General features: G+C 42.7%; 16 protein-coding genes and 2 tRNA genes. 2 read left to right on the forward strand and 16 right to left on the reverse strand.

Annotated features, from left to right (window positions below):
* Positions 1–248: 248 nt before the first annotated feature.
* Positions 249–320: transfer RNA gene (locus NBH16_RS20965), tRNA-Cys, on the reverse strand.
* A gap of 38 nt (positions 321–358) precedes the next feature.
* Positions 359–430: transfer RNA gene (locus NBH16_RS20970), tRNA-Cys, on the reverse strand.
* 165 nt (positions 431–595) lie between these two features.
* Here NBH16_RS20970 and rfbC point away from each other — a divergent pair.
* Both rfbC and rfbB read left to right on the forward strand, forming a co-directional pair.
* On the forward strand, positions 596–1,153 hold the full coding sequence (rfbC, locus tag NBH16_RS20975) for a dTDP-4-dehydrorhamnose 3,5-epimerase (protein ID WP_250789029.1): 558 nt from the start codon (positions 596–598) through the stop codon (positions 1,151–1,153).
* Positions 1,154–1,166: 13 nt separating this feature from the next.
* Positions 1,167–2,306: a dTDP-glucose 4,6-dehydratase gene (gene rfbB / locus NBH16_RS20980; RefSeq protein WP_196010082.1), complete on the forward strand. Its 1,140-nt coding sequence runs from the start codon at positions 1,167–1,169 to the stop codon at positions 2,304–2,306.
* Here the strand turns inward: rfbB and NBH16_RS20985 are convergent.
* The 14 genes from NBH16_RS20985 to NBH16_RS21045 form a co-directional block, all read right to left on the reverse strand.
* The gene (locus tag NBH16_RS20985; RefSeq protein ID WP_250789030.1) at positions 2,298–5,597 is read right to left on the reverse strand and encodes an AsmA-like C-terminal region-containing protein; all 3,300 of its coding nucleotides are present in this window, start codon (positions 5,595–5,597) and stop codon (positions 2,298–2,300) included. The genes rfbB and NBH16_RS20985 overlap by 9 nt on opposite strands.
* A 144-nt stretch (positions 5,598–5,741) precedes the next feature.
* Positions 5,742–7,652, reverse strand: coding sequence for a polysaccharide biosynthesis protein (locus NBH16_RS20990; protein ID WP_250789031.1), 1,911 nt, complete (start codon positions 7,650–7,652; stop codon positions 5,742–5,744).
* 5 nt (positions 7,653–7,657) lie between these two features.
* The gene (locus NBH16_RS20995; RefSeq protein ID WP_250789032.1) at positions 7,658–8,929 is read right to left on the reverse strand and encodes a DegT/DnrJ/EryC1/StrS family aminotransferase; all 1,272 of its coding nucleotides are present in this window, start codon (positions 8,927–8,929) and stop codon (positions 7,658–7,660) included.
* 4 nt (positions 8,930–8,933) lie between these two features.
* Positions 8,934–9,656, reverse strand: coding sequence for an SDR family oxidoreductase (locus tag NBH16_RS21000; protein ID WP_008780232.1), 723 nt, complete (start codon positions 9,654–9,656; stop codon positions 8,934–8,936).
* Positions 9,653–10,870 carry an ANL family adenylate-forming protein gene (locus NBH16_RS21005; protein ID WP_008780231.1) on the reverse strand — a complete coding sequence of 406 codons (1,218 nt, stop codon included), beginning with the start codon at positions 10,868–10,870 and terminating at the stop codon, positions 9,653–9,655. Before NBH16_RS21005 ends, NBH16_RS21000 begins: the two co-directional genes overlap by 4 nt.
* 6 nt (positions 10,871–10,876) lie before the next feature.
* Positions 10,877–11,098: a phosphopantetheine-binding protein gene (locus NBH16_RS21010; RefSeq protein WP_008780230.1), complete on the reverse strand. Its 222-nt coding sequence runs from the start codon at positions 11,096–11,098 to the stop codon at positions 10,877–10,879.
* Positions 11,095–11,784 carry a PglD-related sugar-binding protein gene (locus tag NBH16_RS21015; RefSeq protein WP_250789033.1) on the reverse strand — a complete coding sequence of 230 codons (690 nt, stop codon included), beginning with the start codon at positions 11,782–11,784 and terminating at the stop codon, positions 11,095–11,097. The genes NBH16_RS21010 and NBH16_RS21015 overlap by 4 nt, the downstream gene beginning before the upstream one ends.
* Positions 11,785–11,792: 8 nt before the next feature.
* Positions 11,793–12,401, reverse strand: coding sequence for a sugar transferase (locus tag NBH16_RS21020; protein WP_039848857.1), 609 nt, complete (start codon positions 12,399–12,401; stop codon positions 11,793–11,795).
* A gap of 110 nt (positions 12,402–12,511) precedes the next feature.
* Positions 12,512–12,640 (reverse strand): PIN domain-containing protein, encoded by a 129-nt coding sequence (locus NBH16_RS23335; RefSeq protein WP_255348936.1) that lies wholly within the window; start codon positions 12,638–12,640, stop codon positions 12,512–12,514.
* 133 nt (positions 12,641–12,773) lie between these two features.
* The gene (locus tag NBH16_RS21025) at positions 12,774–13,001 is read right to left on the reverse strand and encodes a hypothetical protein (RefSeq protein ID WP_009018256.1); all 228 of its coding nucleotides are present in this window, start codon (positions 12,999–13,001) and stop codon (positions 12,774–12,776) included.
* 299 nt (positions 13,002–13,300) lie between these two features.
* Complete coding sequence (locus NBH16_RS21030) at positions 13,301–14,509, reverse strand: glycosyltransferase family 4 protein (protein WP_009018255.1); 1,209 nt, start codon at positions 14,507–14,509, stop codon at positions 13,301–13,303.
* 8 nt (positions 14,510–14,517) lie between these two features.
* The gene (gene wecB / locus NBH16_RS21035; protein ID WP_009018254.1) at positions 14,518–15,642 is read right to left on the reverse strand and encodes a non-hydrolyzing UDP-N-acetylglucosamine 2-epimerase; all 1,125 of its coding nucleotides are present in this window, start codon (positions 15,640–15,642) and stop codon (positions 14,518–14,520) included.
* Positions 15,643–15,650: 8 nt separating this feature from the next.
* Positions 15,651–16,499, reverse strand: a complete 849-nt coding sequence (locus tag NBH16_RS21040; protein ID WP_009018253.1) for an SDR family oxidoreductase — start codon at positions 16,497–16,499, stop codon at positions 15,651–15,653.
* A gap of 11 nt (positions 16,500–16,510) precedes the next feature.
* Positions 16,511–17,602: a polysaccharide biosynthesis protein gene (locus tag NBH16_RS21045; RefSeq protein ID WP_009018252.1), complete on the reverse strand. Its 1,092-nt coding sequence runs from the start codon at positions 17,600–17,602 to the stop codon at positions 16,511–16,513.
* Positions 17,603–17,612 lie beyond the last annotated feature (10 nt).

A 17,612-nucleotide genomic window follows, 5' to 3' on the forward strand; every position in this document is an offset into this window, starting at 1 on the left:
AAAGTATCTCTGATGGCAGAATCAACTGTGCCAATGCTAATAGTCCTTGATTGTTCATGGTACAAAGGTGCAAATTTTCTATAGAATTAAAGAATTTTCCCCCTGATTTATCGGGTGAGCCCTAAGGATCCGGCCAAGGGAAGCCATGAAAACAGCGAACCGCCCGACAACCCGGCGAGAGTTACGGACGGACAAAACAAAAAAAGCCTCGAAGCGTTCATTACAAACAACTTCGAGGCTTTCCTATGAGGTTCCTGGCGGATTCGAACCGCCGTACATGGTTTTGCAGACCACTGACTAAGCCACTCATCCAAGGAACCGAATCAATCAAAAATAAAAGTAATTTTCAATTACCAAGAGGTTCCTGGCGGATTCGAACCGCCGTACACGGTTTTGCAGACCGCTGACTAAGCCACTCATCCAAGGAACCATAACTTCAACACAAAACAACTACTTTTGTTTTGCGAGTGCAAAGAAAGAGAATAATATTGGAATTACCAAACTTTTCCTTTCTTTTTTATTTTTCCCTCCGAATATTATAGAAGTAGAGAAAATGAGCTTACCTTTGCCTATCAAATAGATAAATAACGAAAAAATGACTTATACAGAAACTGTAATACCGGGCGTATGGATCATTGAGCCAAAGGTATTGAAAGATGCGCGCGGATACTTTATGGAAGCTTTTAAGCAAGCGGAATTCGAGGAGCATATCGGAAAAATCCAGTTCGTGCAAGACAACGAATCTTGCTCCTCTAAAGGCGTACTACGAGGATTACACTATCAGCTAGCGCCCTATTCTCAATCTAAATTAGTCAGGGTGATCAAAGGACGGGTATTGGATGTAGCCGTAGACGTACGTGAAGGCTCGCCCACATTCGGCAAATATGTAGCTGTAGAGTTATCGGACGAGAATAAACGCCAGTTATTCATTCCACAGGGATTCGCCCACGGATTCCATGTATTAAGTGACGAGGCTATCTTTACCTATAAAGTAGATAATCCATATACTCCGACGCATGAACGGGGAATCTGCTATGACGATCCCACGGTCCATGTAGATTGGAGCATCACAGATCCGGAATCGATCAACCTATCCGAGAAAGACACCAAGGCTCCATCGCTGAAAGACGCTGAGCTTAATTTCAAATACTAAACACTGTACAGATATGAAAACTTACCTAGTTACCGGCGCCGCCGGTTTTATCGGTGCCAATTTTATCAAACATATGCTGGCGAAATATGACGATATCAAGATCGTTGTCCTAGACTTGCTGACTTACGCAGGTAATTTAGGCACCATCGCCGAGGATATCGATGGAGTACGTTGCGAGTTCGTGAAAGGCGATATTTGCGACCGTGCCTTGGCCGACCAGCTATTCGAGAAATACAACTTCAATTATGTCGTGAACTTCGCCGCTGAAAGTCATGTAGACCGAAGCATCGAAAATCCCCAGCTATTCCTGCAAACCAACATCCTCGGTACACAAAACCTATTGGACACCGCACGAAAAGCATGGGTTACCGGTAAGGCCGAGACAGGTTATCCGGTATGGCGTGAAGGTGTACGTTTCCATCAAGTCTCTACCGATGAGGTCTATGGAAGCCTTGGTGCCGAAGGGTATTTCCACGAGACCACGCCTTTAGATCCCCGTAGCCCGTACAGCGCCTCCAAGACAAGCGCAGACTTATTCGTAAAGGCTTATCACGAGACGTATAAGATGCCGGTATCTATTACCCGTTGTTCCAACAACTACGGACCTTACCATTTCCCGGAAAAATTGATTCCCTTAATCATAAAGAACATATTGGAAGGTAAATCCCTACCTGTATATGGTGACGGCACAAACGTACGCGACTGGTTATATGTAGAGGATCATTGCAAGGCGATCGACGCCGTAATCCACCACGGGCGTGTGGGAGAGGTTTACAACGTAGGCGGTCATAACGAGAAGCAGAACATCGAGATCGTGAAACTCACGATCCGGACGATCCATCAACTAATGACCGAACAACCGGAATATCGCCAAGTATTAAAGAAAAAAGAGATCGGTGCCGATGGACAAATCTCTATCGACTGGATCAACGACAGCTTGATTACATTCGTAAAAGACCGTCTGGGCCATGATCAACGATACGCCATCGACCCGACGAAGATCACCAACGAATTAGGCTGGACACCAGAGACCTGCTTCGAGGTCGGTATCGTAAAAACCATCCGTTGGTATCTTGAGAACCAAAAATGGGTAGAGGATATCACCGGTGGAGATTACATGAAATATTACGAGCAAATGTATGGATCACGTTGATTCCTCAACGTGACCGTGTGTATGTGGATGAATCTCAGAGAGGCTGTTTCCTAATTCGGGAGCGGCCTCTCTTATTTGTTTCCGGATCGTCTCGCGTATCTCCTCACGCACATTCCTGCGGGTACTATCCAGTTCCGCTTGCTTGGCAGGTTTCAAGAAATCTTTATATTTACATTTCACTATCTTGAACTTGAAATCATCCAGATTCCCTTTTATATCGATACCCAACTTAAACGGTACCGGCGATTTTAAAACCGAGAGATGGTAATCGAACGTCATATCCAAATTATGCGTTCCTCCTACGGCTACTTTATACCGGTCCATCTCCACCAAGAATGGGAATACCTCGATCTTGTTATCATGGATCGCTAAATCTACCGCTATACTATCGATCATATTCCGTTTTTTATTCTTGAACATCAGCGTCTTCGATATCTCGGTAAATGTCTCACCATCCAGCAGCACCATATTCTTTCCGCTCAGGTAGCAAGAGGCATTTACAGACGGTAGCAACACGGACATCGTAGAATCCGCCTTGCAAGTAGCCGTCATCTGGCAATCTACCATGCCTTCGAACGAACGAAGCATAGGGACCAATGTGTCGATATCCGGGAATAAACTGATTAACCGTTCCACTAAAATATCATTTAAGGACAACTCAAATCCCATAGTCGCCTCTTGATCTGTTTTGGTCGTATAAACCATCGTCAGATCTCCGGAACCGATATTCGAGCTCATACATAAATCGCTCAGATTGATACTTTGATCCCGGATTACAACCTCACCTTTCACATCCTCCAACTTCAGATCCTTAAAATCTATTTTTTTAGCATTTGTATGAAGCGTCAGATCCAAGAATTTCGGAACGACAAATAGTTGAGAGATCGAATCCGTAGCGACACTATCCACGGTATTCGCTAATAGATGATCCGTCTCCAGTACGGAGATACTGTCTTCCGAGAAGGCCCTAACCGAGTTGGATGCCAATTGATCAGAAAACTGCAAACCTTTACCTATAGCTAGCATCAACTGGTTACAATCGATCAGATCGGATTCCAACTCGAAATTCGCTTTCAGCTTTCCTCCCCGTAGCATGGCCCGCCGGATGCCGCTAAGCTCTCCGCTCAAAGTAAGATCGCTCTTTCCTAAATGCAGGCGGGCACCACTCAACGTCATATTGTTAGTATTGAAATTCACGCTTGTCTCATCAATATACATCGGAATGGGGAATAAGCGGCTAAAGCCCCTCAATTGCTTAAACCTCACTTGTCCCCGAGCCTCCCATTGGCGTAAGACACTGTTTGAGGAAGCGACCGAATCCACTTGCGACCGCTGTCTATTCGCCCTTCGGGTGGTCTGCGTGCGCCTGCGCAAGGTATCACCGGCGGCGATACGGCGTTCACGTTGTTGACGAATCGCTTGCCGATAAGGTAATGCTTCCAAAGAGAACTGGCTTTCCGTCAGAACCATACCCGTCCGTAAAGGGATAAGAATATATTTTAAGGTGTCCACCGAGATCGTAGCTCCCGCCATAGGGATCCGCTTATCTGTAGAAGAAGCCTTGATGCCCCCTTTCAACACGGTCTTACCGGCCACCATCCAGGTAGAATCCGGCAACTTGGTGCGCAAATGATCAAATTCCAACCCTGCAGTCATAGGGATAACAGCCGTTGTATCAATAACCGGCGTCGTATTGGCTACCATCTTCAATCCACCGATATTCGTACTGATCTCATCCTTATACTTTATATTCAAGGTATCCACCGATAGATTAGCGCTCAACAATCCTTTCGCATTCAGATATTTACTTTCATTTTCCGTAGATCCTACAAACAGATTCGCCCCAGCGATATACATATCCACGCCTAACGGCTTACTAAACGCCTTGAAGCGATCAACCGTCAAATTGCCGGATGATTTGACCTTGGCGAAGCGGCTATTCACGATATCATCCACCTTAAACACCGTAGATAAATCAGCCATCACGGTACCCTCCAGCAGCAGTGTGTCGGGATTCAAGAACTCTTTAGCCAAACGGGTAAAATCGACCTGCCCTTTCATCTCCGCCCGAATCGCGGGATTCCTCCAGATATCCCTAACCTCGCCACTCATGGTCAGCGAGGTATTCAACCCGATCAATGTCAGCTCCTCCAAAGAGACATACGAAGAATCCGGGTAAGCGCCATTCAAATGTAAATCCACGTCCATGCGCAAGGTATCAATCCCCTGTTCAATACCTTTTACATGATAAGAACCATCCTCTATCTTGCAGCATAAGTTCACGGTCGGAACGATACTATCCCCTAATTCTCCACGGATATCCCCTTCCAAAATAATACGTCCCTCAGCAAGTGTTTTATCCCGATCCTTAAAATATTCATCCGGAATAAAATGTAAGAGATCATTCATATCGGAAACCTTCAACCCGAAAGTCATATCGATCCGTGACGGATTATCCTCGGTAGCCGGCACCATAAAGCCATCCGCCGTAAAAGGCAGGTTATTCACCAGCAACTCCGCGTCCCTCAACCCAATCCGACGAAGTCCGTCAGCCAACAACAAACGTCCCTTGAAGCGTAACGCTAACTTATTCGCCAAAGAATAAGACGGGCTACGGAATACGATCGAGGAAGAACCGGTCTCCACATCCAACTTATTTCCTCGTTGGGTCAAAAGGCCGTCTATATGTAAAAAGAAACCATCGATCGCCGTATATAAATCCTGCTGGCGGTCATCATAGACAAAGTGCCCATTCGTAATATGCACTTGCTGCAAATCTATTTTAGGCAATGGAGATGACGATGATTCGTCTACCGAATCCATCTCACTTTGATAAATCTCCCAATTCGCCTTTCCCTCCTCATTCACATAACCATAAAAACGGATACTATCCATGATAACCCGAGGAATCGTCACCTTCCCGCTAAACAGATAATCCGTAGGGTTAAATACGACGATCGCTTTTTTGAAAGACAACAAGGAATCCGAAGGAATCATCAAATCCTCCTGATAGCCTATAGAATCCTCAGCCAGATTTGAGATCAAACGCCCATTCGTCAACTTCACTCCCAGATAAGGATACGTCTCAAAATAAGTCAACTCCACCCGCTCACATTCCAAGTGCGCCTCTATGAATTCGTTTGTTTTTTCTACGACCAGCGGTGTCAGCTTCTCCGGAGGTAAGACCGCCCATTTCAGTATACCAACCCCGATCAAGGGAAGTATGAAAAAGATCCCGACCAACACAGACACAACAACCAGCAATATCTTTCTTATTCGTACCATACTCATTCCTTCATCTTATCACAAACAACACTAATTAAATTGTATGAGCAAAAATACGAAATACTATCCCAAAGACAACGCTTATCTCATAAAAAAAGGCCCCCCGCAATGAGAGACCTTCTTTTTACATCTTATTTATTTTTCTACAATTTATTTATCCAGAACCTCGTATTTAGAATGCTGGCTCTTGAACTCGGGAACAATCTCCTTCATCCGCTTCACGATCTGCATATCCCCCTCCACGGCACAAGCATGTACCAAGGCATCAATCCGCAGATTGGCGTCAGCATAATCATACGCACGAACTTGGGCGATCTTGATCTTCGGATGAAAAGTAGGCTTGGAAGTTTCCTCCTCATTGAGTACCTCCTCATACAACTTCTCCCCGTCCCGCAATCCCGTGAACCGGATCTCGATTCCCTTCACGCCGCTCAGACGGATCATCCGCTCAGCCAGATCCACGATCCGTACAGGTTTACCCATATCGAACACGAAGATCTCGCCCCCATTACCCATCGTACCGGCCTCTAGGACTAGCTTACAAGCCTCCGGTATCAACATGAAGAAACGAATGATATCCTTGTGCGTCACCGTAACAGGACCGCCCCGCTTGATCTGCTCCTTGAATAACGGGATCACGGAACCGTTCGATCCCAGCACATTACCGAAACGAGTCGTCACGAATTGCGTACGCCCCCTCACCTTCCCATCCTTGATAGCCTGATCCAAGCTCTGCACGTAGATCTCGCAAATACGTTTCGAGCAGCCCATCACGTTCGTGGGATTCACCGCCTTGTCAGTCGATACCATCACGAACTTCCTCGTGCCGTATTTCACCGCCAAGTCTGCGATCACCCGGGTACCGTCCACGTTGTTGCGGACACTCTCCTCCGGATTATCCTCCATCATAGGTACATGCTTGTAAGCCGCGGCATGAAACACGTAATCCGGACGATGCTCCTCGAACAATTCCTCCATGCGTTCACGTACACAAATATCGCTCACAACCGTATAGGATTCTATATTCGACCACCCACGAGCCATCATCAAGCGGACATCGTGCAAGGGAGTCTCCGCCTGATCTATCAAGACCATACGTTCCGGGGCGAACTGGGCTACCTGCCGCACGATCTCGCTACCGATACTTCCGGCGGCTCCTGTTATCAGAATCCGCTTACCGGTAAGCTGCTTCCTCACAGCCTCCAAGTCTATCTCGATCTTATCACGGGGCAGTAAATCCTCTATATTCACCTCCCTCAGCTGGGTATGGCTCAAGTCGCTCCTCCCGTCCCACTCTTGGGCGGCAGGAGTCATATAGATCTTTATATTCGCCTTGATCAGCCTGTCCACCATCTCCTGATTATTCCGGATCGCCTCAACCTTTAAGGGAGATACCAACAAAACATCGGCTTGCAGCCTTCTCATCACACCAATCAAATCCTCGTTATTCGGATAAACCTTGACTCCCATTAAATACCGATTCCCTATCTCTGTCTGATCCGAGATAAACCCTGCCAGTACAAACCGGGCCGGATCTTGATTCTGGATACTTTTCGCCAAACTCACCCCACCTTGCTTCACGCCATAGATAAAGGCACGTTCTGCCTTAGCCACACGAAAAGTACTTACATAAAAATATTTCACGAACACACGCATCATCCACATCAAGCTCATAGCCAACAACGCGGAGAGGATCAGATCCCGTTTACGGATATACACCAAATAAGGAGAAAAGTCCGTCAACGCCTGAAACACGACTACGCAAATCAAGCCAAACAAAACGGCGAATCCCACCTTTTGCAAGTCCACGAAAGAGGAATAACGTATAATCCCCGAATAGGTATGGAACAGGCGAAAGCCTACCAGATAAGGAATCAGGCATACCAACAGCGTGACCAATAGATGTCCTAAGATATCCAAGGTTGATAATACCCCGTTATTCAAGGTATACACCAATAATCCGGAAAATAGGATCAAGCAGCAATCCAGCAAGATAATACCCCAATAGGGTAAGGATTTCTTGGAAAAGTACCAGGTAGATAGTCGAGAAAAAGGGTTCATGATAACTATAGTATATTCTTCTTTATACAATCCACGATATAGGCCACATCCTCATCTGTCACACACGGGCCAGAAGGCAGGCACAACCCAACCTTAAACAAAGATTCGCTCACCCCATTCACATAAGCCGGGCAATCCTTATAAACAGGTTGCTTATGCATCGGTTTCCACAAAGGGCGAGATTCTATACCCATCGCATCAAGTCCCATACGCATCGCCTCGACATTGGCATTCGGCTCGCAATCCGTATGTGCGTTAACCGCTACGTGAGTCACACCGCCCGCACCACCAACAGCACCTTGTACCGTTGCTTGATAAGCATCCTCCTGCCCTTTCATCCTCAATGAAGGATCCAAGACAATCGTATTCAACCAATAATTACTATCAAAACGGCCGGAAGGATTCTCATGCAAGGTAATCCCTCTCACATCCTTCAACAGCTCCCGGTATAAATCGCACGTATGCTTATGATGAGCCACATGAGCGTCAGCCACCGTCATCTGACCACGCCCGATACCCGCACAAATATTCGACATCCGATAATTATACCCGATCCGCTCATGCTGGTAATACGGATAAGCCTCCCGAGCCTGCGTAGCGTAGAACATGATCTCCTGCTTAGCCGCCTCGTCCGGACAAATCAACGCCCCCCCACCACTGGTCGTAATCATCTTATTCCCATTGAACGACAGCACCCCATATTTTCCAAACGTACCCAACATACGTCCATCATAACGAGAGCCAAAACCCTCCGCCGCATCCTCTATGATCGGAATCCCATACCGATCAGCGACCACCATAATCTCATCCACCTTATAAGGCATCCCATATAAGGCCACTGTGACAATCGCTTTCGGTGTTTTTCCCGTCTTCTCGATACGATCTTGAATAGCCTCTTCCAATAACACAGGATCCATATTCCAAGTATCCGCCTCCGAATCCACGAACACAGGCATAGCTCCTAAATAAGTAATAGGATGTGAAGAGGCACAGAAAGTAAAACTCTGCACCAATACTTCATCACCCGGTTTCACACCGCAAGCTAATAAAGCCAGATGTACAGCAGCAGTGCCAGCACTAAGAGCTACCACCCGTTTATTCTCTCCCACGAAAAATTCCAAATCTTTCTCAAAACCATTCACGTTCGGGCCTAAAGGCACCACCCAATTGGTATCAAACGCCTCCTTTACATATTTCTGCTCAATCCCCTCCTCGCTCATATGAGCAAGGCAGAGGTAAATTGTTTTCTCTGGTGTATATGCCATAGCCGTATCCATCTAATTAGATTGTTCCATTATCTACATGCACATTCTGCCCAGTGATGCTACATGCTTTCTCACTTACCAAAAAAGCCACTGTTTCCGCTACTGAACGAACGCTGGTAGCTGCCTTCATCGAAGTACGTTTGTAAATTCTATCTTTTTGATCGTCAGTAAGCGTTGAACTCATGGTGGTCTCCATAAATCCCGGAACTACAACATTCGAGCGAATGCCTAAGCCACCCCATTCACGAGCCGTATCCTTTGAAAAAGCCTCAAGCGCACCTTTCGAGGCAGCATACATAGCAAGACCCTTGTATCCCGTATGCGCACTGATACTTGAGATATGCACAATTGCACCACGAGTATGGTGAAGAAGCATATTACGTATAGCGTATTTTGTCATCATCATTGGTGTAAACACATTCACGTCATACATCGCCTTCAGTCTATCTAAGTTTAGATTGGTCACGATATCATCATATGCCATGGCGGCATTATTTACATAAGCGTGCAATACGATTTTATTTCCAACGAACTCCTTAAAGATCGCCTTTCTCACCCCTTCGCTGTCACTTAGATCAACACTTTTAAAAAAGAGCTTACCAGCATATTCAGCTTCCAAAGCCTTAAACTCTTCCGTATGACTACGAGCTACACCATACACTACATGGCACTGCTCCAGAAATACCTTACAAATTTCCAAACCCACACCTCGTGAGCAACCGGTTACCAGTATATTCATGATCGTTTGATTTTACCTGTTCTTGTTAATGAGAATGATTCGACAAATTTTATCCGACGAGGAATCTTAAAGTCCTGCAATTGCTCTTTCAAGTGAGTACGAATTTCCAATTCAGTCAAAGTTGAACCTTCCACCAGTTGAACTTCCGCACAAAGCACATTGCCAAGGATTGAGTTGGCCTTGCCATAAACCAAAGCCTGCTGAACCCCATCGATTTCAAGGATCGCCTTTTCAGTTTCCCCCGGATTAACCTTATAGCCCCCCACATTGATGAGCTCGTTCTTGCGACTCTTGAAGCGGAACAAGCCGGTAGTCTCATCCACCCATTCAATCAAATCGCCCGAATGATAATAATCACCATCAAACTTGAAACTCTCCGACTGGCCTAACAGTGACTTATGAATCAGCAACTCCTCCTCTTGAATCAAGAACTTATCGCAAATAGCCACTGGAATCTGGAAGCAATCCCCCTTTGCCGCAAACAAAGTGCCCGCTTCTGTAGAAGCATACACATTATTGATTTTCGCATTAGGGAAAATCTTTTCGATCGAGTCGTAAAGCTTCTTATCGGATTTCTCTCCACCAAGCGTCACCCGCAAAACGGTCTGATAAGCTTTCTCGAAAGGCAATAGCAAACGATAGAATGTAGGTGTTGCAGATACATGCGTAACAGATTCGTTCTCAATCAGTTCATAAACCTCTGCACGACTTTTATTGAACACGTTCACCAAGAAATTCTGATTCATAAAGGCTTGAAAGAACACTTGCAAGCCCGCCATGTGTGTTGGATTGTAGGCATACGCCCACACCTGACTTGTATATTTGTCGCCCAAGCGAACCGCTCTTGTAAGCGTTTGGACGCTATGGGCCACCTTCTTAGGTTGTCCTGTCGTTCCTGAAGTGAAAATAGTGATTTCTGACGTAGAACGCTTCACTGCATCTACAACAACTCCCATATCCTTAAACATAGCTGAAGTAATCGCTTTTGGCGCATTTATTTCAGCTACATTTAACCCTTCAATCTCAGCCTCGTTCAAGTCCGCATCAAGCAACACCAATGGTGCATTGTTTGCCAATGCTTTGATGAGATTAACAAAGAAGAGATACAAATTCGGTTGTTTATAGAGAGGGAAATAGCTATCGCTTTCGTTGAGCGAAGCAAGCAATTGCCCATAACTATACACAAAGCCGCTGTTCAAAAGAAATCTTTCCATTCGCAATCAAGCAAGCTTCTCGTAGATTTCACCAATCGTGTTCACCAATCCATCCTCGAAGATATCAATGTCAAACTCATCCTCAATCTTTACGGTGAGCTCTGCTAAATCAAAAGAGTTCAGACCAAGATTGTCACGAAGATTGTCTTCTGAATTTAATTTTTCAACTGCGGTCAGATCTTTTGCAGCACGAATCTCATTAATGATATCAAGTACTTTCTTTTTCATTTTGCTTGTTTTTCTTTTTTTACAATTCGAAAATATTCTTTCAAAATTAATATTGAATTTATCGCTGGATTACCTAAAAGCGATTTGCAAGAATCGATTGAATCCAAAACAACCGACCCTGCACCGATATTATTATTATCCCCAATAGTCTTTCCTTGAATTATCGTACATTTTACTCCAAAAAGATTTCTATTTCCTATAAATGTATTACCAGATACATTTACATAAGGATTAAAGACATTAAAATCTCCTATTATAACATCATGTGGTATAATTGTCCCAATATTAAAAATATTATAAGATCCAAGTTTTATGTTAGTAGTAAATACACAATTAGCAGTTATAATATTACCTATACCTATTTGTGGTATCTCATATAATACAGCACTAGGATCCACAAGATTTGGATAGTCAATCTTTTTATTAGTTATATTATCAACAATCGATTTAAGTGTCTTTGGAGAGCCTATTGCAACAGTAATAGATAAACTTGTTTTCCACGTATTCAAGACATTAATATCACCCAAAACTGGACCTTGTGGATAATCATTGGTTGAAGGAATACCATCATCAAAAAAACCAATAAAATTCCATATAGGAGTTTCTCTGGCTTTATTAATTCTTTCTATCAAGCAAGCGACCTCACGTCCAAAACCACCTGCGCCATAAATTGCTATATCTTTCATCTCTCAAACTAATTATGTCCATTAAAAGCCTCCATCGTTGCGTTTCCCTCTTGAGAGATACCATCACGTACGAGGACTTTTTTGATTGTTATACCTATCACTTTTAAATCTGTCAGGAAAGAGCAATGATCCACATACCAAACATCCAGCTTAAACTTCTCCGTCCAGCTGATCGCATTGCGCCCATGGCATTGTGCCCAACCTGTAATCCCCGGACGAACCTCATGCCTTCTCGCTTGCTCTTCTGAGTAAAGAGGCAAATATTGCGACAAAAGAGGCCGAGGACCAATCAAAGCCATATCCCCTTTCACTACATTGATCAACTGCGGTAACTCGTCAATCGAAGTAGAACGAACAAACCTGCCTACATTCGTTAATCGGTCGGCATCTGGTAACAGATTCCCTTCCGCATCCCGCTCATCCGTCATGGTCTTGAACTTGACAACCTTGAATATCTTTCCATTCTTACCCGGACGTTCCTGTAAAAAGAAAGCCCCTGCCCCCTTATTAGCGAAATGCAGCCAAATGGTTATGACAAGTAGTATCGGCCACAGGATAGCCAACGTAAGAAGTGAGAGGATGAAATCAATCACCCTCTTCCAAAAATCTTTGTACATGATCAATTATTAAACGATAAAAGAGGCAAGCTAATATACCCTATAAACAAATAAACTACATCAGCTTCAGAAAATGTTAAGTATTTGGTATTCTAATATTTGAAAACTTTTCACCTCCAGATCCAATTCTCCAAGCGGATATTCGATATATTCTTGAAATCCTTAAGATTTTCAGTCACCATTACCATCCGGTGAATCACGGAGGTGCAACCAATCAATAAATCAAAATTATCTTCCATAGGAGTCCCCGCTAAACGTAGACGGGCTTTTTCCGAAGCAAACATATCGAAAGAATCCACGACAGGCAACCCCCTTAGGCACTTACGAGCTCGTCCAAATTCTGTGTCCTACGCCGTAAACCTTGTATACGCCCTAACTCCGGGCTTCACTCACTTCTTTCACTAAACGACCCACCTCAATAGAATCCGAGTCTTCCCATACGCCATAAAAAAAACTGGCGGAGATTGTTTTTTTCTCAGCCTTGGAACGAAGCAACGATTGGCTTAGACAAGATATTAAATCCAATTTCACCTCATCACTAAGATCCTTCAGTACATTCCAATATGAATCGGATTCAGGTATGATCGCTGTTATTTTCATATATCCATGTTTTTCACAAAGTTAATGCTTTTACTTTATATCACCAAAACATTCATTAATTATCGTATTTGCGAACCTTGTACCAGGGCTCGTCACAGCAGACTATGCTATCTCGTCGTCTACTGCCTGCATTGTACGATTATCATAGGTAAACAACTTTACTATCCTACGATCCTTCGATATTCCCATACACTGGAGGCATTCTCGAATGATTGATTTAACAACCTTTGAGAACTTAGGGGGGGGAACACTCTGACAGCGAAACCATTTATTCTATGATTGGCCCCTAATTTGACTACTTACGACCTGAAATGACGCATAATAGAATTATAGGTATGCTCCACAGTCCAATTATTCATCAAAAAATCATATCCATTTCTCCCCATTACGACACGTCTGTTTCCATCCTCAGACATATACTGCATTAAACTCATAAATTCTTCTAAATTTCCAGATACTGTCCAACGTCCAAAATCATTAGATTCAGCAATTCTTCCAGCATCGGTAACGATGTCTGTTGCCAATAATATTGGAAGTCTACATTCTAAATACGACAACATACGCGAAGGAGTATTTGGAACAGTAAAGCGATGATCAAGCAGAACCAGTCCGACATCACATAAACATACTATCTTATCATATTCGGCTTTTGGTAAATAAGGAATTAATAAAGCATTCTTAGGAAGATGAACATCAAACCATCTCTTTACTTTTGCATAACCAGTACCTCCACCAATAATGATTATATATGAATCTGCCCTTAACTCGTTAGCTTCTACTATTCTAAGCAAAAAATCCAATCCTTGAGGTTCGCCTAAATTTCCTCCGTAAATAAATAAAGTCTTATCAGATGGTATATTCAATTTTTCAAGAAATTCACTATTATCCTTACTAAAATACTCCATTTCATGAAGTTCAACGCTATTAGGACATATCTCCAATTTACTCTTATCTATTTGTTTATTATGCTCTATCAAAAAATCGATGTTAGCAGGAGATGTACATCCAATGTAGTCTGATATGCTATATAGTTTTTTCTCTTTTCTCCTAAACATTTTATATAACAAGCTTTTTTTAGATAATAAGCCTAGATCAACTGCATTTTGAGGGAATATATCTTTTAACATTAAATATGTTTTTGCATTATTTTTATTCTTCAAATACAGAATTACACCATTCAACGTAATAGGAGGCGTAGAATACAATATCAAGTCAAAATGTATATTATTCCAATATTTATTAATTGCAGACATATATTGATTCTCTAAAAGAAGTACCCCTATACCCTTCTCTATATAATTGGTCTTTTGAATATTTAAAGTTTTAACTTTCAATATATGTAATCGACCAGAATCAACAACTTCTGTTTTCCCTCCATATCTTCGTTCATTCGCAGACACGACATATACAGAATGACCTCTCTCTAGAAATAATCTCAATAAGTCTGTATAAATACCCCTTTGAGACACATCTGAGATCCTTACTAATGTTAAAAAAACAATATTCATATATTACTTTATTTTCGCCAAACCATCTTATTTATAATACCTGTATAACTCTGTATCAACTTAACCACCTTAGTGGATACATTGCTATCATCATAAGCTGGTACCGTTAATCCATAATCTCCACAAAGATGCATTTCTACAGCAAGATCAACGGCCTGTAATACTTGTTCTGTAGAAATTGACCCTATAACAAAGACGCCCTTATCCATAGCTTCCGGACGCTCTGTTGATGTACGAATACTTACCGCTGGAAATTTAAAGAAACTAGCTTCTTCCGGAACTGTCCCACTATCTGATACCACACAAAAAGCATGCTGTTGTAAATGGTTATAATCATGGAATCCTAATGGTTTACTTTGAATCACTCGTTTATCAAACTTAAACCCACGTTGCTCAATAAACTTTTTGCTACGAGGATGACAAGAATAAAGAATAGGCATATTATACTTATCAGCCATAGCATTAACCGCATTCATCAAGGAGAAAAAATTAGCTTCAATATCTATATTTTCCTCGCGATGAGCTGAAAGTAGGATATATTTATGTCTTTCCAACCCTAAACGCCCTAATACTTTACTTGAATTAATTTGTTCTATACATCCATCCAACACCTCACGCATAGGAGATCCGACGACATAAGTATTCTCAGGCCTAACCCCCGCATCAAGGATATAACGACGAGCATGTTCGCTATAACAAAGATTCACATCGCTAGTTACATCTACAATTCTTCTGATTACCTCTTCAGGTAAATTCTCATCTTTACAACGATTTCCTGCTTCCATATGAAATATCGGAATTTTCAAACGTTTTGCGGAAATAATAGAAAGGCAACTATTAGTATCACCTAACACAATTACAGCATCTGGTTTTATTTCTACCATCAATTCATAGCTCTTAGAGATCACATTCGCCATGGTCTGGCCTATGTTTTCACCAACCACATTTAAGTAATAGTCAGGCTCACGCAAAGCTAGATCTTTAAAAAACACTTCGTTTAAAGTATAATCATAGTTCTGCCCTGTATGAACAAGATAATGTTCAAAATACTTATCACACTTTTTAATAATGGCAGACATCTTTATTATTTCAGGCCGAGTACCTAAAATAGTCATTAATTTTAATTTTCCCATATAGCCAATCAATATAAAGGATAAATATCTTTATGGTTATCAACCCACTCTTTCATCTCTATAATCATCTGTTCGTAAGAAGGTACCTCAAAATCAAAATCAGTACGCTTATTGAGTAAGGTCTTATCTAAAACCAATTTTTCAGACTTCGCTATCTGAATCTCGTTATTTCTAAAGTACTTATTAAAGAGACATAGCAAGTTATATTTATTAATACTTTCGTTATTTACCAAATTATATAATCCGGTAAGGTTTGTTTGTAGAGCACGTTCCATTGCTTTTGCAAGGGTTAAAGTAGTAACCCCTGTCCATATAGCTTTTGTAAAGCCATTTATTGGAGTATGTTGTTTCATAAACCAATGAAAAAGGCCTATTCCATGTTCATTAATGTCCGGACCAATAATAGAATTTCTAAAGGTAAGGTTTTTATCATCCATAATCTCACCCAATGCCTTTGTCCTATCATAATAGGAACATCCATCAGGTACGGAGCACTCATCATAAGGTCCTGTATTACCAGCAAACACACAATCCGTACTCATCTGGATAAAGCGTGTCGGAGTATCTGTCAGCCAAGCTACAATTTGATGAGGAAGATAACTATTAATATAAACAGCCTTTTCAGGAGCCGAATCAGCAAATTGATTCAACAAACCAATGCAATTAATTATAGCATCGTAATTGCCTGTAGTTACTATATTTTTCAAGAAATCTATATCAAATGCATCTCCACCAATCCATGTACAAAAAAGAAATTGCTTGCGAGAGAACGCATACACCTCATGTCCTTGCTCTTTAAAATAAAGCGCAATAGTATGGCCAGCCATACCGGAAGCACCCAAGACTAATATTTTCATACAGGTAGTTATTACTCAGAACGTATTTCCTTAGTTTTCACTCTTGCTTGTAAACCCAGATCTTCACGAATAAAATTAAGTCTATGCAACATTTCCTTCATGTCCTCCACATCGAGACGGGTGGTATTATGGGAATGATACTCCTCTACCTGCTCAACCTTATGAGAACCCTCAGTAAAGAACTTATCATAGTTCAAGTCTCGGTTATCACATGGAATACGGTAATAGTTACCCATATCAACAGCCTTGGCCATCTCCTCACGGGTCACCAACGTCTCATAGAGTTTCTCACCGTGGCGGGTACCGATCACCTTCACCTCCGTATCGCCATACACAGGATCCACCTTGGCATAAACCTCTTTCAAAGCCGTAGCCAGCGTAGAAAGTGTAGCGGCAGGGGCTTTCTGCACGAATAGATCACCATTCTCACCATGCGTGAAGGCATACACCACCAAATCCACGGCATCATCCAAAGTCATCATAAAACGAGTCATATTTGGATCCGTGATAGTGATCGGCTTACCATCCATCATCTGCTCTACCCACAAAGGGATCACCGAGCCACGGCTCGCCATAACGTTACCATAACGGGTACAGCAAATAGTAGTCTTTGCGTTCTGTCCCAAAGCACGACCTTGAGCAATAGCAACCTTCTCCATCATAGATTTAGAGATCCCCATGGCGTTGATAGGATAGGCAGCCTTATCGGTAGAAAGCACCACCACATTTTTCACACCATGAGCGATAGCGGAAAGCAACACGTTATTTGTACCCTCCACGTTCGTACGCACAGCCTCCATAGGGAAGAATTCACAACTAGGAACCTGCTTAAGGGCAGCGGCAGAGAACACATAATCCACACCAGTCATAGCGAAATCCACCGCTTCACGCTGGCGAACATTACCAATATAAAATTTCACCTTATGAGCTACCTCCGGACGTTGTGCCTGCAAGAAATGACGCATATCATCCTGTTTCTTCTCATCTCGCGAGAAGATACGAACCTCCTTAATGTCGCTATCTAAGAAACGACGAAGCACAGCATTTCCAAAGGAACCCGTACCACCTGTGATTAGCAGGGTTTTGTCTTTAAAAATTGACATGATATATATT

This window comes from Parabacteroides sp. Y3-G-102 (assembly GCF_023656845.1).
GTDB lineage: Bacteria > Bacteroidota > Bacteroidia > Bacteroidales > Tannerellaceae > Parabacteroides > Parabacteroides distasonis.

Bases quoted from the DNA above. Each gene is read 5' to 3' on its own strand.
- rfbC (WP_250789029.1), top strand. From the start codon at position 596: ATGACTTATACAGAAACTGTAATACCGGGCGTATGGATCATTGAGCCA.
- rfbB (WP_196010082.1), top strand. From the start codon at position 1,167: ATGAAAACTTACCTAGTTACCGGCGCCGCCGGTTTTATCGGTGCCAAT.
- NBH16_RS20985 (WP_250789030.1), bottom strand. From the start codon at position 5,597: ATGAGTATGGTACGAATAAGAAAGATATTGCTGGTTGTTGTGTCTGTG.
- NBH16_RS20990 (WP_250789031.1), bottom strand. From the start codon at position 7,652: ATGAACCCTTTTTCTCGACTATCTACCTGGTACTTTTCCAAGAAATCC.
- NBH16_RS20995 (WP_250789032.1), bottom strand. From the start codon at position 8,929: ATGGATACGGCTATGGCATATACACCAGAGAAAACAATTTACCTCTGC.
- NBH16_RS21000 (WP_008780232.1), bottom strand. From the start codon at position 9,656: ATGAATATACTGGTAACCGGTTGCTCACGAGGTGTGGGTTTGGAAATT.
- NBH16_RS21005 (WP_008780231.1), bottom strand. From the start codon at position 10,870: ATGGAAAGATTTCTTTTGAACAGCGGCTTTGTGTATAGTTATGGGCAA.
- NBH16_RS21010 (WP_008780230.1), bottom strand. From the start codon at position 11,098: ATGAAAAAGAAAGTACTTGATATCATTAATGAGATTCGTGCTGCAAAA.
- NBH16_RS21015 (WP_250789033.1), bottom strand. From the start codon at position 11,784: ATGAAAGATATAGCAATTTATGGCGCAGGTGGTTTTGGACGTGAGGTC.
- NBH16_RS21020 (WP_039848857.1), bottom strand. From the start codon at position 12,401: ATGTACAAAGATTTTTGGAAGAGGGTGATTGATTTCATCCTCTCACTT.
- NBH16_RS23335 (WP_255348936.1), bottom strand. From the start codon at position 12,640: ATGGAAGATAATTTTGATTTATTGATTGGTTGCACCTCCGTGATTCAC.
- NBH16_RS21025 (WP_009018256.1), bottom strand. From the start codon at position 13,001: ATGAAAATAACAGCGATCATACCTGAATCCGATTCATATTGGAATGTA.
- NBH16_RS21030 (WP_009018255.1), bottom strand. From the start codon at position 14,509: ATGAATATTGTTTTTTTAACATTAGTAAGGATCTCAGATGTGTCTCAA.
- wecB (WP_009018254.1), bottom strand. From the start codon at position 15,642: ATGGGAAAATTAAAATTAATGACTATTTTAGGTACTCGGCCTGAAATA.
- NBH16_RS21040 (WP_009018253.1), bottom strand. From the start codon at position 16,499: ATGAAAATATTAGTCTTGGGTGCTTCCGGTATGGCTGGCCATACTATT.
- NBH16_RS21045 (WP_009018252.1), bottom strand. From the start codon at position 17,602: ATGTCAATTTTTAAAGACAAAACCCTGCTAATCACAGGTGGTACGGGT.